The sequence below is a fragment of the Micromonospora sp. NPDC093244 genome (genome assembly GCF_040683695.1).
Taxonomy (GTDB): Bacteria; Actinomycetota; Actinomycetes; order Mycobacteriales; family Micromonosporaceae; genus Micromonospora.
This window is the reverse complement of sequence record NZ_JBFBEO010000001.1, coordinates 812,825-837,096: the sequence shown is the minus strand read 5'-3', so window position 1 is coordinate 837,096 and position 24,272 is coordinate 812,825. Positions and strand designations below refer to the sequence as shown.

The window sequence follows — 24,272 nt, the reverse complement described above, 5'->3', positions numbered from 1 at the left end:
CAGGCATGCTGGGGCGGTGATCGCACGCTTCAAGGACCTCTGCCTCGACGCCGCCGACCCGCTCGCCCTCGGTGGCTTCTGGGCGCGGATGCTCAACGGCGACGTGGCCGACGCCGGCGACGGCGACACCCGCGTCGATCCCCGCTCCGCCCGCTCCGACGCCGAGTCGATCTGGGTGAACCGGGTGCCCGAGCCTCGGGTCGGCAAGACCCGCGTACACCTGGATCTGCGGTTGGCCGACGCGGGCCCGGCGGCGCTGCTCGCGGACGGCGCCCGACTGGTCCGCGAGCCGGGCGGCGAGGCGACCTGGTGGGTGCTGGAAGACCCGGAGGGCAACGAGTTCTGCGCGTTCCCGGCTCGCGACGGTGCCCGGCCGGGCCCGTTCGAGCTGGTCGTCGACTCGACCGACCCGACCGCGCAGGCGACCTGGTGGGCCGGCGTGACAGGCGGCGCCGTCGAGGACGACTCGACCGCCTCGTCGGTGCTCGGCGCCGCCGGGTTCCCGTGGGAGTACTGGGTGTTCGTCGCGGTCTCCGAGCCCAAGACGGTCAAGAACCGGATGCACTGGGACGTCGAGATGGTCGACGAGGAGCCGACCGCGCTGCTCGACGCGGGCGCGACGCTGCTACGCGAACCGATCGACGAGGCCCACTGGTGGGTGCTGGCCGACCCGGAGGGCAACGAGTTCTGCGCCTTCGCACCCCGTCCCACCGGGTGAACGACCGACTACCCAGCGCGGGCGGCGTCCGCTAGCGTTTTCCCCAGCGCCGCAGCCGGCGCGTTCGCCGCCGCCGTCGACACGCCTCCGGCCGACCCCAGCCTGCCCGATCGGTTGGTAATCGCGGGTTCGTCGCACCGCCGCTCCCCCGGTTCGGCAGGATCGTCCCAACGAGGAGGTGCCGTCGTGCAGGACACCCGCGCTCTCGCCCTGACGTTCGAGGTGAGCGGCCTGCCACCGGTCAAGACCGAAGCGTTGTCCATCTTCGCCGCCGGGCACCGGCAGGCGACGAGGGTCCGCACCCTGCTCCAGGCCGCCCTGACGGCGGCCCAGCGCACCGGCTGGACGCCGTTGCCCGGGCCCGTCGAGGTCGATCTGGTGCTGCGCTGCCCGCCCGGGCACCGCACGTCCGACGCCAGCACACTGCTCGGCGGCGTCTGTGCGGTGTTGCAGGACAAGAAGCGCGTGTCGAGCATCGGCCTGGCCCACCTCGGCGTCCTGGTGGACGTCGCCCTCTATGACGACGACAGGCAGATCCGCAGGTTGTCGTACCACGAGGAGCCGGCGGAGGACTTCTCGTACCAGGTGCGGGTCGCCGCCGTACCGACAGGGGTTTGACCGACGTCCGCGATGGGGTATCGCGGACGCCGACGAAGGGAGCACCGATGTCGGAGCCACATGTCACGCTCGACCCGCGCGGGCTCGACCCCGTGCAGCAGAAGCTGCGCGGCCCGCTGGAGGATCAGCTGACCTCGGCGCTCCAGGCTGCCATCGACCGGGTCCGCGGCGACTACGCCGGCGAGCCGGTCGAGCAGGTCTGCCAGCGGCTGCTGGACGAGACGCGGTCCGGGCTGCACCCCGACATCGCGGCCGGGTTCAACCCGGACATGGACGAGTTCTGCCGGGTGGCGGTGGCGATCGTCCGCGGCGACGGCTCCTGAGCGCGGGGCCCCGCGGTCAGTACCTGCCGATCTGGCCGTACGGGCCGAGCATGATCCGCGGTGACAGCGCCGGGTCCAGCCAGGCCAGCACGTTGACGAGGTGGTCGTGTGCGAGGGCGACGCAGCCGGCGGTCGCGTTACCGCCGCTGGTGCTGAACTCGTGCAGGAAGATGCCGCTGCCCGCGTTCGGGATCGGCGTCGGCACGTTCGGCGGCATGTTGTAGGTGATCACCGCGAAATGCGTGTACGCGGGCACCTCCTGCCACAGCGCCTCGCTTGCCCCACCGGGGTTGGTCGAGCTGTGCTGGAAGGTGTTGTACAGCGGGGACGACGGGTTCTCGTTCCACCAGTCGCCGCTGACCAGCCGGTGATACGGGTACCGCACACCGGGGTTCGCGGCGATGCCGTACATGGTGGGGCCGATCGAATAGACACCTGTGGGGGTGGTGGGCACTCCCTCCACGTGGTTGTCGCTGAACCCCTGGGAGCCGATCCGGGCCGGCATCGGCGCGGCGGCTGGCTGCCAGCCGCGGTTGACCCGCACGTACGTCTCAAGGGTGGCGTACGTGGTGGTGTAGTTGGTGGCGCTGACGATGATCGCCTGTCGGGTGTCGGCGGGCAGGATGGCCAGCCGGGCGGCCAGCCGGTGGTTCGGCGGGATCGAAGTGGGCAGCGAGGCCAGCCCCACGGCCGGCGTCGACGGTCCGCCCGCGCCGAGCGCGGGGATCGTCGGGGCGACAGCCGCCGGCAGAGCCAGACCCGCCGCACCGAGCAGGAGATTTCTGCGTTTCATGCCGCCCATCCTGACAACTGACTGGTCTGTTGGTCTGCCCCGTGACCGGCAGCGGCCGGATCAGGACCGGGTCCGCAACTACCCGGCCCTGACCCTCGGCTGCCCGGCTTGGGAGCGGACAGCTCCGGCACCCTGCCGCGCGGGCGTGGCACGACGCCACACGCGGGTGACCGGCGATCCGGCCGCCGTGCACTCAGCTCCACGGTGCCCCCGCCGAACGCCGCCGCGCCCCCGGCACACCCCGAAGGACCGTGAGCGCCGGCCCAGGTTAGGCGGGCTCCGGCGGGCCGGACAAGGCTTGCCGGACGTCAGGCGGCGTGACTGATCTCAAGGTGAAAAACAGGCATGTCGGCGTAACGCGACAATGATCTAGGGCGCTGTTCGGGTGCGGGACCGTCAGAAGTGCCGCAGCAGGTCCCGGAACGCGGCGAGCCGCAGCACCCCACCGTCGGTCGGGTCGAGTTCGTCGTCCTCCAGCACCCACGTGTTCTCGTTCGGGATGAACACCGCGTTCAACCCGGCCGCCCGGGCCGGCAGGATGTCCGACCTCGGCGAGTTGCCGATCATCCAGGCGCTGTCGGGTGTGAAGCCGTGTTCCCGGGCCAGCCACCGGTACGTGTCGGCGTTCTTCTCCGCGACGATGTGCGCCGCGGAGAAGTGGTGCAGCAGGCCGCAGGCGTCCAGTTTGCGCTGCTGCTCCGACCGGTCCCCTTTGGTCAGCAGCAGCAACTCGTGCCGGCCGGCCAGCTCGTCGAGCGCGTCGGCCACCCCCGGCATCAGCTCCACCCGGTGCTCGACGAGCGCCAGGGCCAGCCTGTCGATGTCCTGACGCTCGGCGTCGGTGGCCGGTCGCTCACGCAGCCGCTCCAGGCAGTCCGCGAGGCTGCGCAGGAAGACCTTGCTGCCGTACCCGTGCGCCACTGTGTTCGCGCGCTCGATGTCGTCGAGGACGGCCCGCAGTTGCGCCCGGTCCAGAGTGGGATGGTCGAGCCAGTCCAGGAAGTCGTCGATCACCCGCTCGAAGACGACGTTGTTCTCCCACAGGGTGTCGTCCGCGTCGAAGATCAGCACCTGCGCCCCTCGACGGGCCGTCCCGTCCACCGTCATGCCGCCCCCCTCGCGATCATGCGCACTGCGGTCCGGAACTCTAGGGCATGTCGGCCGACGGACCCAGTGAGTTTCCGCCCGCCGGGCAGGGCCACCGCAGCAACCGTTCGGCGATCATCGCCTCCCGCTCCTCCTGCCCCTCGGGTCGCAGCCGGCCGCCCCGGGTGAGCATCACCACCCCGTGCAGAAGGCTCCAGCCCACCTCGGCGAGGGTGTCCGGATCCCGCCCCTCGGCGAGCGGGGCCAGGGCCGCCCGCAGCTCCGTGAAGACCGCGCGCGGCGCGGCCGGCACCCCGTCCGCGCCGAGGGCCAGGTCGGGGGTCAGCGCGAGCATCGCGTCGTAGACCTCCGGATGCGCGTACGCGAAATCGAGGTACGCGCCCGCGACCGCCGCCCAGGGGCCCTCGGGTTCGTCGGCGGCCTCGGCGTGCGCCTCCGCGAGATCGGCCGCCAGGTCGGCGAAGGCGCACACCGCGACGGCGGCGAGCAGCGCCTCCAGATCGGCGAAGTGCCGGTAGATGTCCCCGATGTCGATCTCGGCCCGCTCGGACAGCCGGCGGGTGCTCAACCCCGCCCAGCCCTCCGTCTCGGCCAACTCTCGCGCGACCCTGACGATGAGGTCGCGCCGGTCCTGTTCGGTGGCCTTCTCGGCAGGTCCGGACACGCTCACGAGCGTAAGGGCGAACACCGCACGCAGTCGTTGGGTGACGGATTGGTGACTGTACGCGTCTGGATTTTGCCGTCCGGTCAGGGGCGCGCCCAGCGACGTAACGCCGTCGCGTGCCGCATGTGCGACAGCTTCTCGGGGTTGCGGACGGCGTAGAGCCCGCTGACCAGGCCGTCGTCGATGCGCAGTGTCAGGACGGTGTCGAGTTCGCCGTCGATCCGGACGATCAGCGCCGGGCAGCCGTTGACCTGAGCCGGATGCAGCGACAGGGCGGCGACCTCGACCCTGCGGGACGCCATCAGACGGGCCACCTTGTCCGCCCCGACGATGGGCCGCAGCACCGCCTGCTTGACGCCACCGCCGTCGCCGAGCAGAACGACATCCGGTGCCAGGATGTCGAGCAGACCCTGGACGGGATTGTCCGATCCGGGCGCCGTTGACGAGGCGCACTGATGGTCGACCTCCGGCCGACGTCTTCAGCATTACGGGCGTCGAACCGACGGAAAGTCCTGCCGCTCAACTCGGACATTCGGGGTTGAGCGGCAGTCACCGATTTCAGTCAACCTCGATTTCGATCGCGCTCCTCCGCTCCCCGCAGGATCGCCGTGCTTTCTTCGGCTCGGAAGCTCGCTGTGGCCCGCCGGCAGTCGGCGGGCCACAGCGTTCGGGATTATTTACTTGTGATAAGCGAGAACAGCGGAGTTGCGCCTCGCAGTGGTTACTTAATCAGCGCTTCCAATCAGCGGCCAGTTGGTCTGCAAGCTCCAGCATTTCCTCGTCACTGAGCGGGGGAACGATGTAACCACTGGACCTGACGTGCGAGAGGAAATCCGCTGATAGTTCAACGTGATGTCTTCTCAGGTAATGCGCAAGGTCATAGCGCCACACCCAAGCCCCGTCGCTGATCCACGAGGAACACCCTGAAGCCTCCTCGTAACCGTACTCTCCAGTGATGACGTCTGGCCCACCCTCCATGACCGGAATGATCATGTGGCCAGAATCCAGGTACTGCAGAATCCTCTCTTCGTCTGCCTCCCCGACGGCGCGCACCGATGCGTGGATGCTGGGCTCGCCCGTCTCCCCAGCTCGCTTCGGGTCCAGCTCCGGAAAAAATCCGACCTTCTTCAGCACCTCAACCTCCGACGATGGGCAGGAACATGCGCCAGTAACCGCCATTGTCGACTACGGTTCCACCTCCAGGAACACCGCGTACGCGGTCCGTCGCGCCACGGGTCGGAACGCCCAGCAGGTTCGCCATCTCCTGGGCGAAGCCTGAACTTCCCGCGTGACACACCAGAAGCCTGCACGTCTGTCCGGTGAAGGACGGGTTCGACCGAACCAAGTCCGCGATCTGGCCTGCCTCTACAGGGCTGTTGCCGATGATCGCCCGGCCGTCCGTGGCACCATGGTGGATCACATCGTGTTCACCCTCGTTGACCAGCCCGCGAGCATTCGCGGTGGTCGCCTTGTCACTGCCAATCGCGGTATAGGTCTTGCCGTAAGTAGCTGGCAGACCGTTCTCGAACGGGGCAGCCGCCTCTGCACCCATTGCCGGGACGCGAGAACCGCGTCCGGCAACTCCAGCTTTACTTGCAGCACCACCCTTGGACGCTCCGCCGCCGAGGAACAGCGTAGTCAGGTCAAAGACAGCGCGGCCTGCCGCATGAGCATCGTTGCCGTTCTTGATGTCCTCCTCGTAGGGCTGCTTCACCGCGTTCCATAGTTGGCTGGGGTTCTTGACCGCGTCGCCGCGTGCCTCCGCCCGTGCCTTCGTCTCGTTGCGGGTCTCCTCGGACACGAAGGGGCTGCTGCCGATGAACACGTCGTAGCCGAGTTGACCCAGGCCGCTGGCCGTGTCCTTGGCCCCTCCGCCGAACCCACTGCCGAAGTCCACGAGGTTCTTGCCGAAATCGCTGAGCCACGAGTGACCGTCGATCTCGATAGCGCTGATGGGGTTACCGCCGCCGAAGGCGTACCGGTTGCCGGTGAACGGGCTGGTTCCCAGTCTCATGTCCGCGAGGGCGCCGTTGTAGCTGTCCCGGGACAGGAACCTGTTCAGACCTGGGCTGTAGTCGCGGAAGCCCATGTCGTAGTTGCCGGATGCCTGGTCCCACCGCTTGGCGTTGTACCGGTACGCGTTGTACGGCTCCTTCGTCGGGTCCGCCGTGTCCGGCTTGTCGATGCCCGTGAACTGGGCGTCGTCGTTCTTGCCGTAGGCCGTGTAGCCGTAGGTCGCCTTGGTGTCCCCGGCCTTGTCGGTGACTGTCTCTACGTCGGTGTGCGGGTTGTAGCCGTAGTAGCCGTCCTCGGTTGTGCCGTCGGCGTTGTGAGTGATCTGCGACAGGCGCTGACCCCACGGCGAGTACTGGTACGACTTGGTCAGCTTCCCGGCGACCTCCTCGTCCAGGACCTCGCCCGACAGGCCGAGATAGTTGAACGTGGTGGTCTTGGCCTTGGCACCGCCGGCGTCCGTGGTCTTGGTCGTCGTGCGGTCCATCGGGTCGAAGGTGTACTTCGTCGTCGAGGTGCTGGTGCCGTTGTTCTTACGGTTCTCGACGATGTGGTCGAACCCGTCGTACACGTTCCGCTCGATCACCGTCCCGGCGGCGGTGATGGTGTCCAGGCGGCCGAAGGGGTCGTAGTTGTACGACGCCTTCGCACCCCCGGTCACCGCGGTCAGCAGCCGGTTGCGCTCATAGTTGAACGTGGTCGGCGTGCCCTTCACCGTCTGACTGGTGACGTTGTTGTTCGCGTCGTGCACGTAGGTTTCCGTGCCGGCGCCGTCACCGGTCTTCGTCAGCGAGGCCAACCGGTCTCGGGGGTCGTAGGTGAAGTCGCTGGTGGTGGTCAGATAGGCGCCGTGGTTGTCGGCGTTCATCTTCTTCGTGACGTCGTGTGAGCGGTTGCCGTTGAGGTCGTAGTCGAGGGTCGACTCGGAGACCACTGTCGTCCCGTTGGCCTTCTTCTCCGTCTGGGACTTCAACCGCCCGTCGAGGAAGTACGTGTAGTCGACGGTGTTGCCGTTGGCCTTGACCTCCTTGAGCTTCTCGGCCCGGTCGGTGTAGGTGTACGTCGTCACCTTCGCCGACGTGTCGGCGGCCGACTTGCCGTTGGTCACCTTCGACACCAGGTCACGCTCGTCGTACGCGTAGGACGCGTACTGCTTGTCGTGGGTCGTGGTCAGCGGCGCGCTGTTCTCGTTGTAGCTGAACGACGTCGAGTTCACCACCGCGCCCGACTTCGACTCGGTGACCTTCTCAACCTGGTTCAGCTTCGTGTACGTCACCGCGTAGCTGTTGACCCGGGCACCCGGGGAGGCGTCCGTGATCGTGGTCAGGTTGCTGTTGGCGTCGTACCGGTAGCTGTAGTCGTGCTTCTCGTTGTCGACGTCGGTGGAGTTGTCCCGGACCAGCTTCACCGCGTCCGCGACGACAGTGCCGGTGGCCTGGTCCGACAGCGTCACCTTCTGGGCGTTGCCCTCGGCGAAGCTGTAGGAGCCCAGGCTCACCCACGTGCCGGCGCTGGCGGTCTGGTTGACCGTCTTCACCGTCGGGCCGGCGCTGGAGGTGACCGTGTACTTCGCGTCGGTCGCCGCCCCGGACACCGTCGGGAAGCGGGCGTACACCTCATAGCTGCCCGCCTGGGGCACGTTCAACTGCCAGGTGAACACGTTGGTGCCCGTGCCGGCCGCGTGGGTGGCGTAGTCAATGCCGTACCTGTTGGTGGCCGTGTTGGCCGTCGGCCAGGTGCCCGTCGCGCTCGTGTTGTTGAACTCGGAGTTGTCGACCAGGACCACGTGCTTGCCCACCGGCACACCGTCGTCCGAGCGGGACTTCAGCTTTCCGTCCGGGAAGTACGACCAGCCCATGGTCCGGTTCGAGGAGCCGCCGGCGGACGTGAGAGTCCGGGCCGTCTGCGCGCCCAGCGCGTCGTAGTCGTACGAGGTGACGATGTCCCACGGGTCCGAGGAGGACTTCGTCCACCCGTTGTCGTAGTAGCTGTAGGTGGTGTCGTTGCGCACCGACTGCCCCGCCGACGGCGGCGCGGACAACGTCGCCAACCGGCCCACCTCGTCGTACGTGTAGGTGGTCTTGTCGGCAGTGGTGTAGCGGGCGTCGTCCTTGTCGTACGCCGAGTGGGTCTCCTTGACCCGGTTCAGCTCGTCGTAGACCGCGACCTGGGCGAAGTCGTCCGGGTCGTCGCTGGTCGCCACGCCCCGCGGGCTGATGACCTTTGTCGTGTTGCCGACCTTGTCGTACTCGTACTTCGTGATCCGGTACGAGATGGTGCCGGAGACGTTCTTGTACGGCACCTTGACCTCGGTCGGCTTGCCCCGCCGGTCGAGGGACACCAGCGTGGTGTTGCCGAGCTGGTCGGTGCTGCCGGTGACCAGGCCGTCCTTGTCGTAGGTGCTGCTGGTGAACTTGCCCAGCGCGTCCGTGGTCTTCGTGACCCGGTGCGCGAGGTCGTACGCCATCGTCGACGTGTAGTCGAGGGTGTCGGTCGTCGCGTTCTTACGCGGGTCCACCACCTTCTGCACGTTGCCGACGTTGTCGTACTGGTAGGTGATCTTGTCGCCCTTGGCGTTCGTAACCGAAACCAGCTGGTAAATCTCGTCGTACGCGTTCGTCGTCCGGTAGTCGGCCGGGTTCGCCCCGGGGAGATTGCCCTTCGGCTCGGTGGTGGTGCGCAGGTTGCCGACCTTGTCGTACGTGAACGACGTCATGCGCTCCGGGTCGCCGGCCACGTCGATCGGCGCCTTGGTCCAGGTGAGTTGGTCGGCGGCGTCGTAGGAGGCCGTGGAGACGGCCCCGTTCGGCGCAATCGACTGGGTGACGTTGTCGTTCGCGTCGTACGTCGGCGCCGGAGTGGTGATGAACAGCCCGCCGGCCTGGTCCTTCGGCGTCTTGCTGACCAATGGACGGCCGAAGGTGTCGTACGTCTGGGTGATGTCCTTGCCCCGCGCGTCGGTGACCTTGGTGACCTGGCCGCGGACGTCGTAGACGAAGGTGGTCGCCCTGGTCAGGGCGTCCGTGATCGTCTGCGGGTAGCCGTTGGCGTCGTACCGGCTGTACTTGGTGCTGTGTTCGTTGGCGTCCTTGGCGACGTCGAGCTGTCCCCAGGCGTCGTAGGTGTTGGTGGTGGTGCTGCCCGCCGGGTCGGTGACGCTCGCCAGGTCACCGTCGGGCTCGTAGGCGAAGATCCACTTCCGGCCTTCCGGGCTGGTCTTCTCGGTGAGGTCGGCGACGTAGCCGTTGAGCTGACGTTGGTAGGTCAGCACCGTGCCCGCCGTGCCGTTCTTGACCGCCTCGGCGTCCCTGATCTCCGTCGGGTAACCGGTCTTGGCGTCGTACGCCCAGGTCGACACGGCCTGGTTGTCCTCGGTGAGCTTGGTGACGTTGTGGTCGCCGTCCCACTCGAGCTTGGTGGTCTGGTTCTTCGCGTTTGTGGTCTCGATCGGCCGGCCGTAGCCGTCCTGGAGGTAGACGGTGGAGTGGTTCTCCGCGTCGGTGACCGTCGTGCGGATGTTGCTTGTGGCATCCGGGTCGACGTAGGCGAACTGGGTCAGGTTGGTCTTGTCGATCCGGTCGGTGTAGTTCTTCGTCCGCCAGTGCCACGTCGGGTCGTCGCCGGCGGACGGCGAGAAGTACTGCAACTCGGTGGCGTTGCCGCGCGGGTCGGTGACCTTGACGAGCTTGACGTTCTTGTTGCCCTGGGTCATGTCGTAGGCGAACTTGAACGTCTTCGGCGCGCCCATGGTGCCGCTCGAGCCGTACCCGTCGACCATCTCGCCGAGCAGACCCTTGTCCGTGTAGGTGAAGGTCATCTTCCGACCGGAGATGTCGGTGATCTGCGAGATGTGGTCGATGATCTTCTGGTTGGTCAGGTTTGTCGCCCCGGACACCCGGGCCCAGGTGGTGTCGTTGATGTAGTCGAAGGTCTGACCCTTGGCGTAATAGTCAATCGTCAGGGTCTTCCGGCCGGCCGCGTCGGTGATGTACCGGAGGAACTTGGTCGGCTTGTTGTTCGACTTCCGCTCCTCGTAGGTGAACGTCATCGTGTTGCCGTTCTTGTCCACCGTGCTGGTGAGGAAGCCCTCGCAGTCGTACCAGAACTGTGTGCGGTCGGGCTTGGTCAGCCGCCAGGCCTTCGGCTGCTGGGTGTTCGGCTTGCAGTCCGAGGTGGTGATCTTCTCCAGGTAGAGGTGCACGCCCTTCGGGCTCTTCCACGTGGAGGTCGTCGAGTCCCAGGTGAACCAGTGGCTGGTGCCGTCACCATCGGTCATGGTGATCTTGGTGGGGTTCGGGTTGGGGTGGAAGTCCAGCGGGCTGCCGAGGCGCATCAGCGACGAGGCCTGCAACGACCAGCCGTACCCGGCGACGGTGTCGGAGGTGTCCAACGAGTTGTAGGACATCCGGACGAACGTCGACAGGCCCCGCGACGGGTTGCTTAACGCGTCGTACGACCACACCGTGTTGCCGGAGAACAGGTTGTTCATCAGGGTGCCGCCGGCACCTGTGTTCTTCCCCACGTACGAGTAGAACTTCTCCAGACCGAGCTGATCGGAGGTCGGCTCCACCACCGCCACGTTCTGCGCCAGGGCCGCGATCGGCGCGACCTGTGAGAGCCACTGCTGGGTCAGCTTGTTGCGCAACTGCCAGTTCAGCACGTAGTCGGTGCGCCTGTTGCCCTCGGCGGTGCTGGCAGGGGTCTTCACCTGCGCGGTCAGGTCCACGGTGCCGCCGGCCGGGATGTCCGCCGGCAGCGGGGTGGCGACCATCGCGTTGGCGTCGGTCACCGCCTCACCGTTGGCCCGGGTCCACTGGTACGCCAGCTCCCAGTCGCTGGTCTTCCAGGTCGCCTGGGTCGGGTTGGACACCGACACCGGGGCGGTGTAGGTCGACGCCGGGGCCAGGTTCGTCGGCGTCCTGGCGGCGTAGTAGGTCGACTCGGGAGTCTGCTCCAGGTAGGTGACCTCCAACGTCGGCTCGAACATCGAGTCCTCGGCCTCGGAGGCGAGCATCATCATCCGCGCGTTCTGGTTGGTTTCGTCGCGCATCCGCAGCAGCAGGCCGTTGTTGGTGTTGGGCAAGGCGACCCAGCCCTTGACCGGGCTCGTGACGTCCCAGGTCTCCCACTCGGGGTCGTTGGTGAAGCCGTTGAAGCCGGCCTTCCACGACGTGTCGTAATCACCGCCCTCGGTCCACGCGTTCGTGCCGTCGTACGTCTTCCAGGTGGCGGAACTTTCGACGAAGCTCCGGTTGAGCTTGTAGACGTCGACGTACTGGCTCTTGTCGGTGCCCGGTTGAAGGGAGATGTTCCACATCCGCAGCTGCGCCCCGGTGACCTGGGCGGTGGTCGGGATAGCCCCGGCCAAGCTGGACCACTTCACCACGCCACGGGTGACGCCGTAGGTCGGCGAGTTGTTGCCCACCCCGACGTACGGGTCTCCGTCGTAGACGTTGACGTTCTTGGTGTCCAACGTCTTCGACAGGGTGGTGTCGGTGACCCCGGTCCGGAACACCTTGGTGATCTGACCGGCCTTGGGCAGCATGGCGGGGACCGTCGGTCCCGCGACGAGCTGCCCGTCTGCCGTCTTGGCCACCACCATGTAGTAGTAGAACTGCCGGTCCATCGGGTTGGTCTTGTCCGCCGGCGTCGGCGTGGCGGTGGTGTCCTGGAAGGACAACGTGCTTGTCGAGACCGGGGCGATCAGCGTCGCCGCGCTCGGGGTGTAGGTCTGGTTCGGACTGCGGTGCACCTGGTACTCGACGACGTCGTCGGCGGTGCCGGTCTGCCCGTCCGGGTCCTTGTACTTCGGCCAGTCCAGTACCGCGCCGGTCGACGTGATCGTGGTCGGCGGGTTCACCGCCACGCCGGGTCGGCCGTACGTGACGACGAGCTTCGGCAGGTTGTAGTCCCGCCTGTCGTTCATGTAGTTGTACTCGGAGGCCTCGAAGATCGCGCCGCCCTGCTTCGCCAGCGACTCGTTCTTGGCCTTCAGCATCACGCCGTAATTGGGCTGGGTGCCGCTCGCCCACTGCTGCACGAGGCCGCGCACCGGGAACGACAGCCAGGTGCTGGAGTGCGACGCCTCCTTGAGCGCGCCGTTCTTGCTGAACCGCACGGCGTCGGCGATGACTGCCTTGTTGGCCTGGTCACCGAGCACGACCTTGCCGGTGGTGCCGGCGTCGAACTGGTAGAAGCCCAGGGTGGTCCATCCGCCCGTACCGGTCGGCGTCCGCTGGTCGACCGGAACCGTCTTGCTGCCGCCCTTGTGGTACACGGTGTACGGTGCCGCATCCGCCCGGTCGGAGGCACCCACATAGTGCGCCTCGACCTTGTACTCGCCCGCCTCGGTGATCGTCGGCGTGTACGTGTACGTGTCCCCGGTGGTCGCGTCGCCGTTGGTCCGGTAGTCCTTGCCCACCGCGTACGCGGTGAGGTTGCTGGTGGAGGCGGTCCAGGTGCCCTTGGCCGTGGCGTTGGTGTCGCCGTCGTCCACGGTGACGATGGTGCCGGGCAGCGCGGTGTCACCGGCCGTCTTCATCAGGTTCCAGGTCGCCGAGCCCTCGGTCCAGCTCGACTTGACCCGCTGGACCTCCATCGGCACGTCGTTGGCGTAGATGCCGTCCAGGCTCTGGTCGTAGTAGACCATCACCTCGGCGTCGTCGATCGTCGTGTTCGCCGGGATCTGGCTCACGTCGAACTTCAGCAGCGAACGCCAGGTCGCATCGTTGCCGGTTCCCACCTTGAGCTGGTACTCAGTGGCGAAGTTCGTGTCAGGCGCGCCCGAAGAAATCTGCACGTCCTGGCCGTCGATCGGCACCGGCTGGATCTTGATGGTCGGGTCGATCACCACCGGGTACGTCCGGGCCTTGTCGCGCAGCCACGAGGCGTCCGCCGAGACGGTCACAGTGGTCTGGCCGTACGCCTGCTGGACCCGTTGGCTGACCGCGGTGCTGTGGACCGGGGTCTTGGCGCTGTCGTACATGTAGGGCGGCGGCATGACCAGTTCCGGATCACCGCCGTCGGGTCTGACGAACGCGATGGAGCCGTCCGCCCGCTGCTGCGCCACCAAACCCTTGGTGTCGAGCGTGAAGGTGTACGACACCGGGCCGTTCGGGGCCTGGCGCAGGACGATCTCCTCCTTCAGCGCGCCGGCGGTGACGTCGTAGACGAGGTCCGCCCCACCGGCCAGGCCGGGGTAGGTGACCGTCGAGCCGTCGACAGTCGGCGCGGCGGCCTTGGCGCCACCGGCCAGACCGAGCTCGATCGCGCGGCCGTCCCGCTCGAAGCGCACCAGGTTGTCGCTCTTGGCGCCGAACTGGCTGGTGAAGCTGTTTGTGGTGTTGGCCGCGACGAAGCCACCCGCGTTGACGGGCCTGACCTTCGTGTCGATCGGCTGCCACTGACCCTTGGCGTCCCGGTAGTTCACCGGCAGCGCCGAGAGTTCGGCCTGGAGCCGTCCGTCGGAGAGCTGGAAGACCCGCCCGTTGGCGGTCCGCCGGTTCGGGACCTCCCGCACCCGCTTCGGCGCCGGCAGCTTCTTCGCCGCCGGGGGCTGCTCGTTCACGGACAGCCCGGCGCTGACCACCTCCGGCTCCGCGTCACGGGGACCGCCGTTCACCATCTGCCGGGCCGCCCCGCCCAGCCGGGACAGCAGACCCTCGTCGTCCTTCGCGTCGGCCGCCTGAGGGGCGCGCTCGGGAGTGCGGTCCGGTAGGACCTCCATCCCGCCCAGCGTGGCCACCATGACCAGCGCCAGTCCCCCGATCAGGGGACCTCGTGATCGTCGTTTCACCCGTAACCCTCCGCCCGTTCGTGTGCACAACGGGTGAAGGCTAGAAACGAGGAATACTCAGCCGGCTATCTCCCAGATACCTTCACGGTTTGCCGTGCCACCCACCGTGGAGCAGCGCGAACGCACTGGCCCGCCGGCCGCATACCGCGCGCATACTTCGCGGCGACGCCTCCGTGGAGCACGATCAGTGGCACCGCCCGGGTCATGCCGCCGCTGGCGGATGCACCCGTCGGTTGCCCAGTGGGCCCGTCGGCGTGGGCGGCAGCGCCAGTTCGGCGGCGTAGTCGCGGACCAGTGCGGGCAGTGTGTAGCGACCGGCGGCGCGATGAACGAGGTACGCGTCGACCAGGCCCTCCAGGGCCCGGTGCAACCGCTGGATGGAGACCCCGAGCTGCGCCGCGGCCCAGTCCAGCAGGGCCGGGTGGTCCGGCTGGGTGGCGAGCAGTTCGAGGAGCCGCCCGGCCAGCTCGTCATCGGACCGGACCGCCGCCACACCGGCGGCGAGGCTCGCCCGCACCGAAAGATCCTCATAGGCCAGCAGGTCCAACCGGTCCGACCCGTCGCGCAACTGCGTGACCAGACCGGCCACCGGCATTGCCGGATACCCGGCCAGGCGACTGCCCGCGATCCGCAGCGCCAGGACCGACCCGGCGCAGAGCCGTGCCAGCTCCACGGTGGCCGCCGGGTCGGCGACCAGCCGCTCCGGACCCGCGAACGCGGCCAGCAGGTCGCGCGCCGGAACCCCGTCGAGCGGGTGCAGCGTCACCCGGCGTACGCCGTCCAGGCTGCCGAGGTGCCGCTGACCGACGACGATGAGGGCCGGACCGGGGCCGGCTGGCAGCAGCGGTCGCACCTGGGCCGCCCGGGTGACCCCGTCGACGACCAGCAGCAACCGCCGCCTCGCCACGAGGGAGCGGAACCAGCCGGCCCGCTCGTCGGTGTTGGCCGGTACCTCGGCCGGGGCGACGCCGAGCGCGCGCAACACCCGGGCCAGCACCTCGCCCGGAGTCATCGCGGTGTCGTAGCCGAGGTCGACGAAGACCTGCCCGTCCGGGAAGTCACAGGCGACGGTGTGCGCCGCGCGTACCGCAAGCGCGGTCTTGCCGCTGCCCGCCGCGCCCGCGACGACCACGGCGGCCGGCGTCGCGGCAGTGAGCGCGGCCACGACCTCGGCCGTCTCCCGGGCACGGCCCACGAACGTCGCCGGAGTGGCGGGAAGTTCGCGGGGCACCGCCCACCCGGGGGCGGCTTGTGTCGGCGCGGATGGCGCCAGGACGGTCGGCACGGCCACCGGGACGTACGCCAGCTCCGGCGCCCGGTCGAGCATCGCACGGTGCAGGCCGACCAGCTCCTCGCCGGGTTCGATACCGAGTTGCTCGTGCAGGGTCGCGCGGGCGTGCCGGAAGACGGTGAGTGCGGCAGGCACGTCCCCACAGCGGTAGAGCGACAGCATCAGCTGCCCCCAGGCCCGCTCCCGCAGGGGATGAGTGGCGAGGTGTCCCCGCAGTTCGGGCAGCAGGTGACCGTGCTGCCCGGCGGCCAGCCGCGCTTCGGCCAACTCCTCGAACACCTGGAGCCGCTGTTCGTCAAGGGTGGTCCACCGGTTGTCCAGCGCGGTACCCCGGGGCAGACCGTCACCGGCGGGGCCGCGCCAGCAGGCCAGGGCGGCACTGAACGTGGCGATGGCGTCGGCGGGCTCGACGGCGGCCAGGGCACGCCCCTCCCCGGCCAGCCGCTGGAACTCGGCGACGTCCAGCTCGCCCGGCGCCAGCCGCAGCTCGTACGCGTTGGGCCGGGCGACCAGGCGGTCCCCCAGCGCACGGCGCAGCGCGGCGGCGTGGGTCCGCAGATTCGCCACGGCGGACGTCGGCGGGGTTTCCGGCCAGACCATCTCCGCCAGTCGGAACAGCGAGACGACATGGTTCGCTTCGATGGCCAGGCCGGCGAGGACCGCTCGCCGCTTTGCCGCGCCGGGTGTGACGGTCTGACCGTCGACACACAGCTCCACAGTGCCCAAAAGCCTGATCTGTAGTTGCATCGCGCCGCTCCCCCGTTGAACTTGAGCGGGCTCAGGCTAGGTGGAGGTCACGCACGTAACAACAGGGGAACGGCTGTCACGAGCGTGACGAATATCAATGCTCTCGAGCGGTGTGTCCACGTAACGAGGGCGCGATCGCGAGCGCTTTCAGCGGCGCAGGGTGAGGATCAGGTCGGCGACCAGTGCCGTCCAACCCGTCTGGTGCCAGGCGCCCAGCCCGGCCCCGTTGTCACCGTGAAAGTACTCGGGGAAGGCCACCAGGTCCCGCCAGTCCGGATGGGTCTGGAAGATACGGCACGCGCCGTAGATCGGCCGCCGCCCCCAGTCGTCCTGCGTGAACAGCGAGATCAGTCGGGCGGACAGGTCGTCGGCGATCTCGTCCAAGGTGCGCTTCACACCAGAGCGGGTCGGATACTCCACCTGGAGGTCGTCGCCGAAGAACGCCGCGTAGTCGCGCAACGCGCTGATCAGCAGGAAGTTCGTCGGCATCCAGATCGGGCCGCGCCAGTTGGAGTTGCCGCCGAACAGGCCGCTCGTCGACTCGGCCGGCTCGTACCCGACGGAGAACTCCTGCCCGCCGAGGGTGACCGAGAACGGCTTGTCCAGGTGGGCGCGGGACAGCGTACGCAGGCCGAACTCGGAGAGGAACTCGTCGGAGTCGAGCATCCGGGCGAGCAGCCGGACCACCTGCTCCGGGCCGACCATGGACAGCAGCCGCTGCTGGCGCCCGTCGGGGCCGAGCCGGCGGGTGCCGATCACCTGGGCGTACTCGGGGCGGTTGGTGAGGAACCAGCGCAGCCGGGCCCCGAGTTCCGGTAGGCGGTGCAGGGTCTTCGCGGTGAGCCGGGTGGTGGCGGCCAGCGGCAGCAGCCCGACCACCGAGCGGACCTTCAGCGGCACCTTCGTGCCGTCGGCGAGGCGCAGCACGTCGTAGAAGAAGGCGTCCTCGTCGTCCCAGAGCCCCTGCTCGTACGCGGCGGCGGCGATGTACGCGAAGTGCTCGAAGAACTTGGTGGCGGTGTCCACCCAGGTCCGGTCGTGTTCGGCCAGGACGATCGCCATGTCCAGCAGGTTGAGCGCGTACATGGCCATCCAGCCGGTGCCGTCGGACTGCTCCAGCACACCTGCCACCGGCAGCGCCGCCGAACGGTCGAACGGGCCGACGTTGTCCAGCCCGAGGAAGCCGCCCTCGAACACGTTGTTGCCACCGGTGTCCTTGCGGTTGACCCACCAGGTGAAGTTGAGCAGCAGCTTGTGCATCACCCGGCCCAGGAACTCGAAGTCCCGACCGCCGTCGATCTCGAACACCTTCAGCGCCGCCCAGGCGTGCACCGGCGGGTTCACGTCGCCGAACGCCCACTCGTACGCGGGGATCTGCCCGTTGGGGTGCAGGTACCACTCGCGCAGCAGGAGCAGCAGCTGGTCCTTGGCGAAGCCCGGGTCGACGCGGGCGATGCTGACGCAGTGGAAGGCCAGGTCCCAGGCCGCGTACCAGGGGTACTCCCACGGGTCGGGCATGGAGATCACGTCGAAGCTGGTCATGTGCCACCAGGCGCTGTTGCGCCCGTGCCGGCGACCGGCCGGCGGGGGCGACGAGCCCGGGTCGCCCTCCAGCCAGCGTTTGACGTCGAAGTGGTAGAACTGCTTGCCCCACATCAGCCCGGCGATCGCCTGCCTGGCGACAAGCGCCTCGTCGGGCTTGGCGGCCGGCGGGATCACCCCGGCGAAGAAGCGGTTCGCCTCGGCCCGTCGGGCCCACACCACGGCCTCGAACCCCGCGCCGAGGTCGGCCCGGGGCGGCGGGGCGGCGGCCGGCGGGGACCCGGTACGGGTCAGCCGCAACCGGATCTGCCGCTGCCCACCGGCCGGCACGTCGAGCACGTAGTGCAGTGCGCCCTTGGTGCCCTCCCGGGCCGGGTTGACAGTGGCCGCGCCGTTGACCACGTGGTCGTTGATGCCGTCCTTCGGGTACGGCGACCGGCCGGGCAGCCCCCAGAGCCGTTCGGCGTTTGTGTCGTTGTCGCAGAGCAGCGGCACCGGGTCACCGTCGCCCTCCAGCAGCAGCTGGCCGAGCACCCGGTGATCACCGACCAGCCGGGCGCCCTCGCCGGCCAGCCGGGGAATCCGGTCCCCGCCGGGCAGGCCCCAGGACCAGGTGTTGCGGAACCACAGGGTGGGCAGCACGTGCAGGGTGGCCGCCCGGTCCCCCCGGTTCGCCACGGTGATCACCATGCACAGGTCGGTAGGGGACGCCTTGGCGTAGTCGACAGTCACCGCCCAGTACCTGTCGTCGTCGAAGATCCCGGTGTCCACCAGCTCGTACTCGGTGTCGTCCCGGCCGCGCAGCGCGTTCACCGCGACGAGTTCGTCGTACGGGAAGGCGGCCTGCGGGTAGTGGTAGCGCCAGCGCATCCACGAGTGGGTGGGGGTGCTGTCGAGGTACCACCAGTACTCCTTCACGTCCTCCCCGTGGTTGCCGCCGTCGCCACCGAGGCCGAACATCCGCTCCTTGAGGATCGGGTCCTTGCCGTTCCAGAGCGCGAGGGCGAACGCGAATGTCTGCCGTTCGTCGCAGACGCCCGCCATCCCGTCTTCGTTCCACCGGTAGGCTCTGGACCGCGCATGGTCGTGTGGGAAGTAGTCCCAGGCCGTACCGTGCTCGCTGTAGTCCTCCCGTACCGTCCCCCACGCCCGTTCGGACAGATAGGGACCCCATGCGCGCCAGTCCTGCTCACCCGAGTCGGCCTGGGCGAGCCGGAGCCGCTCAGCGTCGGGTGGCGAGGCGTCGGAGGACGATCGGTCAGTGATCACGTGCACATCTTTGACGCCGCCGCGGTACTTGACCACAGCGGCCATTCTCGTCGTGGCGTGTTACACCCCGCCGCCGGTGGAGGAAAGTTGATCGACATTCGGTTCGGCCCGCAGGTCTGCGGCGATCTGGGCAGCGCGGCGAGCCGGGAATGGCTGGTGCCCGACGGTGTCGGCGGGTACGCCATGGGCACCGTCGCCGGGCTGCGCACCCGTCGCTACCACGGCCTGCTGGTGGTGCCCGGCGAAACCCCCGCGTCCCGCCAGGTGGGACTCGTGAGCCTGGACCCGGCGGTCACCCTGCCGTCCGGCGCAAGGGTGCGGCTCGGCGCGCACGAGTGGTCCTCCGGCGTCGTCGATCCACGCGGGTTCGAGCTGCTGGAACGCTTCGACCTGGTCGACGGGCTGCCCCGGTGGCGGTGGCGGATCGGCGCCGTGGTGATCGAACGCGAGCTGGCCATGCTGCCGGGTCGGTCCTGCGTGGCGGTGGTGCACCGGCTGATCGCCGGTGGGCCGGTCCGGCTGGAGCTGTCCGCCGCCTGCACCTGGCGGGACGCGCACGGCGAACGGCGCGCCGACGGCCCGACCCCGCGGGTCGAGGCGGTGGCCGACGGGGCGGTGGTCGAGGGCGCGTACCGGCTGGCCGGCCCGGGCTGGGCGCCCGAGGGGCAGTGGTGGCTGGGTGTGCACCACCGCGAGGAGGCCCGCCGGGGTCTGCACCCGGACGAGGACCTCTGGTACGCGGGACGCTTCACCGGTGACCTGGAACGCCCCGGCGACACGGTGTCGGTACGCGCCTGGGCGGGTCGGCTCGACGAGGAACCCCCGGGCGCCACGGAGATCGTGGCCACGGCCCGGCGGCGTAACCGGCAGGTGGTAGCGACGGCCCAGCCCACCGACCCGGTCGACGCGACCCTGGCGCTGGCCGCCGACGCGTTCGTGGTGCGGCCCGGTGGCGGAACGGTCGACGTGGTGGCCGGGTATCCGTGGTTCGGCGCCTGGTCGCGGGACACGATGATCTCGTACGAGGGGTTGTTCCTCTGCACGAACCGCGCCGACGAGGGTCGGGAGCTGCTGCGGTCGTACGCGGCGACGCTCTCCGAGGGGATGCTGGCCAACACGGCCGACACCGGGCGGGTGGAGTACAACACGGTCGACGGCACGCTGTGGTTCCTGCACGCCGTGAGCCGGCACGTGACGGTCACCGGCGACACCGACCTCGGTGACGAGCTGCTGCCCGCGCTGCGGACTGTCGTCGACGCCCACGTGGCCGGCACGCGCTACGGGATCGCCGTCGACCCGGCCGACGGGCTGCTCGCCCAGGGTGCCCCGGGCACGGCCCTGACCTGGATGGACGCCCGGGTCTACGGCGTGCCGGTCACCCCGCGTACCGGCAAGCCCGTAGAGGTCAACGCACTGTGGATCAACGGGCTGGCCGGGCTCGCCGAGTTGACCGAGCTGGCCGGGCAGGACGCGGCCGAGCTGTGGCGGCGGCACGGGCAGGCGGTGGCCTCGTTCCGGGACCGCTTTCCCGCCCCGACCGGCTGGCTGCACGACGTGCTGGACGCGCCCGCGCCGGCGTACCCGCTGGGGGGCGCGGCCCTGCACGACGACGACGCGTTGCGCCCGAACCAGCTGCTCGCGTGGTCGTTACCGTTCGCGCCGCTGGAGCCCGACGAGCAGACACTGCGGCGGGTGGCGGCGGGGCTGCTCACCCCGCTCGGGCCGCGCAGTCTCGCCCCGGATTCGCCGGAGTTCGTGGGCCGGCACCGGGGCGGTCCCGCCGAGCGGGACGGCGGTTACCACCAGGGCACGGTGTGGCCGTGGCTGCTCGGCCCGTACGTGGACGCGTGCCGCCGGAGCAAGATGTCGGTCGATGACGTATTCATCGGCATTGAGGCCCATCTGACCGAATATGGGTTAGGCTCGGTAAGCGAAACGGCCGACGGCCTCGCGCCGCACTCCGCTACCGGTTGCCCCTTCCAGGCATGGTCGGTGGCCGAGCTGCTGCGGGTGCGCCGAAAGGGCCAGTAGCGCTTTACACGACCGCAACGGCGGTGTCGCCGCTGGTTATCTCGGCTTCGGCAGGATTGGCCCCGATCCAGACGCGACGGCGACACCGACTCCGGTGTCGGTCGGCGCGCGCCCGGGGACAACTCAAAGGGGGCCGCATGTCACCCGACGCCCACGTGATCGACATCCACCCCGCCCGGCACCTGCGGGTGCTGATGCTGTCCTGGGAGTACCCGCCGGTGCTCGTCGGCGGTCTCGGCCGCCACGTGCACGCCCTCTCCGTGGCCCTCGCCGCCGCCGGCCACGAGGTCACCGTCGTCACCCGCCACACCGACGGCGCACCCCTGGAGGAGTACGCCGACGGCGTCCGCATCCTGCGCGCCCCCGAGGACCCGGTCACCTTCCCCCTGGCCACCAGCTCCCTACTGGCCTGGACGATGGCCTTCAACCACACCCTCACCCGCACCGCCCTGCGCGCCACCGAAGCCGGCACGTACGACGTCATCCACGCCCACGACTGGCTCGTCGCCCACACCGCCGTCACCCTCGCCGAGCACCTCGACCTGCCCCTGGTCACCACCATCCACGCCACCGAGGCGGGGCGGCACCAGGGCTGGCTGCCCGAGGAGATGAACCGCACCATCCACGGCGTCGAACACTGGCTCAGCGGCTCGTCCACCCGCGTGATCACCTGCTCGGGGTACATGCGCGATCAGGTCACCACCCTGTTCGACCTGCCGGCCGCGCTTGTCGACGTGGTGCCCAACGGCGTCGACGACCGCGCCTGGCGGGCACGTCCGCGCGCGGTCGCCTCGGCCCGCGCCCGGTTCGCCGGCAGCGGCCCGCTGGTGGGGTACGCCGGGCGGCTGGTCTACGAGAAGGGCGTCCAGCACCTCGTGCACGCGGTGCCCCGGCTGCGCGAGGAGCATCCCGGGCTGCGGGTGGTGATCGCGGGCGACGGCCCGTACCGCGCCGAACTGGAGGCGCAGGCCCGCCGCCTGGCGCTCAACTCGACGGTCCGCTTCACCGGTTTCCTCGACGCCACCCAACTGCCCGCCGTGCTCGGCGCCACCGACGCGACGGTGGTGCCCAGCCTCTACGAGCCGTTCGGCATGGTGGCGCTGGAGGCGGCGGCGGCCGGCGCGCCCCTGGCCGTGGCCCGCACGGGCGGCCTCGCCGAGATCGTCGAGCCCGGCGTGACGGGTGTGACGTTCCCGCACAGCGACCCGGACGCGCTCGCCGGTGCGGTCGGTCAGCTCCTCGGCGACGAGATCTTCGCCCGTCGGGTGGCCCGCCGGGCCCGCACCATGGTCGGCCAACGGTACGGCTGGGCCACGATCGCGGCGCGCACCGCCGCCAGCTACGCCGGCGCCCGCCGGGAGCACGGCCCTCTCCAGGCCCGGCGTGCCGCCGCCCGGCTGGCCGGCGGACGTACCCGGATCGCCATTCCGGAGGGAAATCTGCTCGCCGCCGTCGACCACGCCGCCTGCTGAGGTTACGTCAGATGACCTATAGGTGACTTCCGATCCGCTGGTTAGGGTGTAGCCCGGACAGCGGCTGGGGAGGAGCGTGCGCAGGTGCTGATCGCTGGTCGGTACCGGCTGCTCGACCTGGTCGGTCGCGGGGGCATGGGTCGGGTGTGGCGGGCCCGCGACGAGATGCTGCACCGCGAGGTCGCGGTCAAGGAGGTCGTGCCGCCGAGCTGGCTGGCCGACCACGAGCGGGCGGAGCTGCGCTCGCGCACCCTACGGGAGGCGCGGGCGGCGGCCCGGCTCGTCCACCCCGCCGTGGTGCGGCTGTACGACGTCGTGCCGGTCGAGGACAGCCCCTGGATCGTGATGGAGTACGTCCCGTCGCGCACCCTGCAGGACGTCCTGGACGCCGAGGGTCCGCTGGAGCCGGCCCCGGCGGCCCAGATCGGCCTGGCGCTGCTCGGCGCGCTGCACGCCGCGCACACGGCCGGGGTGCTGCACCGCGACATCAAGCCGCAGAACGTGCTCATGGCGCACGACGGGCGGGTGATGCTCACCGACTTCGGGCTGGCCACCTTCGACGGCGGGGACGGCGCGATGACCCGCCCCGGGATGGTGCTCGGCTCCCCGCAGTACGTCGCCCCGGAGCGGGCCGCCGAGGGGGTGTCCACGGTGGCCGCCGACCTGTGGTCGCTCGGGGCCACCCTGCACGCGGCAGTCGAGGGCCGCTCCCCGTACGCCCGCAGCACCGCGATGGCCACCCTGAGCGCGCTTGCCGCCGGACCGCCGGACCCGGCCCCGCACGCCGGGCCGCTCGCACCGGTGCTCGCCGGCCTGTTGAGCCGCGACCCGAGTGAGCGTCTCGACCACGAAGCGGCCCACCGGCTGCTCACGAACGCGGCGGGCGGCCACACCGATGCGCCTGTGGCGTCCGACGGGCCCGACCCGCGCGCGGCGTCCGCCCGCGACGAGCCGGCGTCCGACGGCTGGTCCGCCGATGCCGACGAACCGGCCGCCGGCCAGGAGGCCACCATCCCGCTGTCCGAGCCCGACAGGTCCGGCACCGACCCGGCAGACCCCGTCTCCCCCGCCGCTCCGGCTCGTCGGCGCGGCGCGCTGATCGCGGTGGCGTTGTTGGTGGCCGCCGCCGCCGGCGTGGGCACGGCGTTGGCCGTCACCGCTGACCAGCCCCGCGACACCGCCGGCCCACCCACGGCGTCGCCGTCGAGCCGTCCCCCGGACGGGCCGGGCGGCCCGGGCCGCGGCCCCGACCGGCCCGGCCCGCCGCCGGTGGGGCGGGGGGACGTAGCCCCGCCGCCGTTCGAGTGTGTCCGCCCGCACGTGACTGGCGCGCCGGTGCTGGCCGGCGCGCCGCTGCCCGGCGAACGGCATCGGCCGCCACCCGGCTGGGTCTGGCACGCCGACACCACAGGCTTCCGGGTCTCCGTACCGGCGACCTGGTACTACTCCCGCGACGGCGCGGTCGCCTGCTTCCAGGACCCGGCGACCGGCCGGGCCTTCAGCGTCGCCGCGGGCGACGGCACCGATCCGCTGGTCCGGCTGCGTGCGACACGCGACGCGGCGGCCGGAGCCGGGGCCTTGCCGGGGTACGACGAGATCCGGCTCGCCGTGATCGACGGTGGGGCGGAGTGGGAGTGCCGCTGGTCGGCGCCGTACGGCGCGTGGCTGCACGCCCGGCAACAGGCCGTCACGGCCGGCCGTTGGACGCTGGGTTGGATCACCGACGACAGGGACTGGATCGGGGCCGGCAGAGAGTGGACGACAGTCCGAAACAGTTTCCGACCACCCCCCTGAGCTGCACCGTATGGTCATGATCCCGACCACCGTCCGGCGTGGACCGAGACCGGTCAGCGGATGAGAAAACCCGCTTTGGTGGTTATCGTGTAACT

General features: G+C 69.7%; 14 protein-coding genes. 6 read left to right on the top strand and 8 right to left on the bottom strand.

Annotation, left to right across the window (positions count from 1 at the left end):
• The first annotated feature begins 16 nt into the window (after window positions 1-16).
• The 3 genes from AB0N27_RS03820 (at window position 17) to AB0N27_RS03810 (ending at window position 1,659) form a co-directional block, all read left to right on the top strand.
• Window positions 17-718, top strand: coding sequence for a VOC family protein (locus AB0N27_RS03820; protein ID WP_364362840.1), 702 nt, complete (start codon window positions 17-19; stop codon window positions 716-718).
• Between the two features lie 186 nt (window positions 719-904).
• Window positions 905-1,336: a hypothetical protein gene (locus AB0N27_RS03815; RefSeq protein ID WP_278122004.1), complete on the top strand. Its 432-nt coding sequence runs from the start codon at window positions 905-907 to the stop codon at window positions 1,334-1,336.
• A gap of 47 nt (window positions 1,337-1,383) precedes the next feature.
• A complete protein-coding gene (locus AB0N27_RS03810; RefSeq protein ID WP_139585144.1) occupies window positions 1,384-1,659 on the top strand; it encodes a hypothetical protein in 276 nt (91 codons plus the stop codon).
• Between the two features lie 16 nt (window positions 1,660-1,675).
• Here the strand turns inward: AB0N27_RS03810 and AB0N27_RS03805 are convergent, their stop codons facing one another.
• The 8 genes from AB0N27_RS03805 to AB0N27_RS03770 all read right to left on the bottom strand — a co-directional run bounded on the left by AB0N27_RS03805 (window position 1,676) and on the right by AB0N27_RS03770 (window position 18,925).
• Window positions 1,676-2,452, bottom strand: a complete 777-nt coding sequence (locus AB0N27_RS03805) for a L,D-transpeptidase family protein (protein ID WP_364362839.1) — start codon at window positions 2,450-2,452, stop codon at window positions 1,676-1,678.
• 396 nt (window positions 2,453-2,848) lie between these two features.
• Window positions 2,849-3,553: an HAD family hydrolase gene (locus AB0N27_RS03800; protein WP_364366030.1), complete on the bottom strand. Its 705-nt coding sequence runs from the start codon at window positions 3,551-3,553 to the stop codon at window positions 2,849-2,851.
• Window positions 3,554-3,599: 46 nt separating this feature from the next.
• Window positions 3,600-4,223 (bottom strand): TetR/AcrR family transcriptional regulator, encoded by a 624-nt coding sequence (locus AB0N27_RS03795; protein WP_364362838.1) that lies wholly within the window; start codon window positions 4,221-4,223, stop codon window positions 3,600-3,602.
• A gap of 83 nt (window positions 4,224-4,306) precedes the next feature.
• Entirely contained in the window at window positions 4,307-4,525 is a 219-nt protein-coding gene (locus AB0N27_RS03790; RefSeq protein ID WP_364362837.1) for a hypothetical protein, read from the bottom strand.
• A gap of 427 nt (window positions 4,526-4,952) precedes the next feature.
• The gene (locus AB0N27_RS03785; protein WP_364362836.1) at window positions 4,953-5,357 is read right to left on the bottom strand and encodes a hypothetical protein; all 405 of its coding nucleotides are present in this window, start codon (window positions 5,355-5,357) and stop codon (window positions 4,953-4,955) included.
• 1 nt (window position 5,358) lies between these two features.
• Window positions 5,359-13,962, bottom strand: coding sequence for a DNRLRE domain-containing protein (locus tag AB0N27_RS03780; protein WP_364362835.1), 8,604 nt, complete (start codon window positions 13,960-13,962; stop codon window positions 5,359-5,361).
• 271 nt (window positions 13,963-14,233) lie between these two features.
• Window positions 14,234-16,069 carry a BTAD domain-containing putative transcriptional regulator gene (locus tag AB0N27_RS03775; RefSeq protein WP_364362834.1) on the bottom strand — a complete coding sequence of 612 codons (1,836 nt, stop codon included), beginning with the start codon at window positions 16,067-16,069 and terminating at the stop codon, window positions 14,234-14,236.
• 147 nt (window positions 16,070-16,216) lie between these two features.
• A complete protein-coding gene (locus tag AB0N27_RS03770; RefSeq protein ID WP_364362833.1) occupies window positions 16,217-18,925 on the bottom strand; it encodes a glucosidase in 2,709 nt (902 codons plus the stop codon).
• 42 nt (window positions 18,926-18,967) lie between these two features.
• Between AB0N27_RS03770 and AB0N27_RS03765 the strand changes: the two genes are divergently transcribed.
• The 3 genes from AB0N27_RS03765 to AB0N27_RS03755 all read left to right on the top strand — a co-directional run bounded on the left by AB0N27_RS03765 (window position 18,968) and on the right by AB0N27_RS03755 (window position 24,177).
• Window positions 18,968-20,911, top strand: a complete 1,944-nt coding sequence (locus AB0N27_RS03765; protein ID WP_364362832.1) for an amylo-alpha-1,6-glucosidase — start codon at window positions 18,968-18,970, stop codon at window positions 20,909-20,911.
• Between the two features lie 137 nt (window positions 20,912-21,048).
• On the top strand, window positions 21,049-22,383 hold the full coding sequence (locus AB0N27_RS03760; protein ID WP_364362831.1) for a glycosyltransferase family 4 protein: 1,335 nt from the start codon (window positions 21,049-21,051) through the stop codon (window positions 22,381-22,383).
• 84 nt (window positions 22,384-22,467) lie between these two features.
• Window positions 22,468-24,177, top strand: a complete 1,710-nt coding sequence (locus AB0N27_RS03755; protein WP_364362830.1) for a protein kinase — start codon at window positions 22,468-22,470, stop codon at window positions 24,175-24,177.
• Window positions 24,178-24,272 lie beyond the last annotated feature (95 nt).

Excerpts from the sequence above, each read along its gene's own strand:
- AB0N27_RS03810 (WP_139585144.1), top strand. The coding sequence starts at position 1,384 with ATGTCGGAGCCACATGTCACGCTCGACCCGCGCGGGCTCGACCCCGTG.
- AB0N27_RS03805 (WP_364362839.1), bottom strand. The coding sequence starts at position 2,452 with ATGAAACGCAGAAATCTCCTGCTCGGTGCGGCGGGTCTGGCTCTGCCG.
- AB0N27_RS03790 (WP_364362837.1), bottom strand. The coding sequence starts at position 4,525 with ATGGCGTCCCGCAGGGTCGAGGTCGCCGCCCTGTCGCTGCATCCGGCT.
- AB0N27_RS03780 (WP_364362835.1), bottom strand. The coding sequence starts at position 13,962 with ATGGAGGTCCTACCGGACCGCACTCCCGAGCGCGCCCCTCAGGCGGCC.
- AB0N27_RS03775 (WP_364362834.1), bottom strand. The coding sequence starts at position 16,069 with ATGCAACTACAGATCAGGCTTTTGGGCACTGTGGAGCTGTGTGTCGAC.
- AB0N27_RS03770 (WP_364362833.1), bottom strand. The coding sequence starts at position 18,925 with ATGGCCGCTGTGGTCAAGTACCGCGGCGGCGTCAAAGATGTGCACGTG.
- AB0N27_RS03760 (WP_364362831.1), top strand. The coding sequence starts at position 21,049 with ATGTCACCCGACGCCCACGTGATCGACATCCACCCCGCCCGGCACCTG.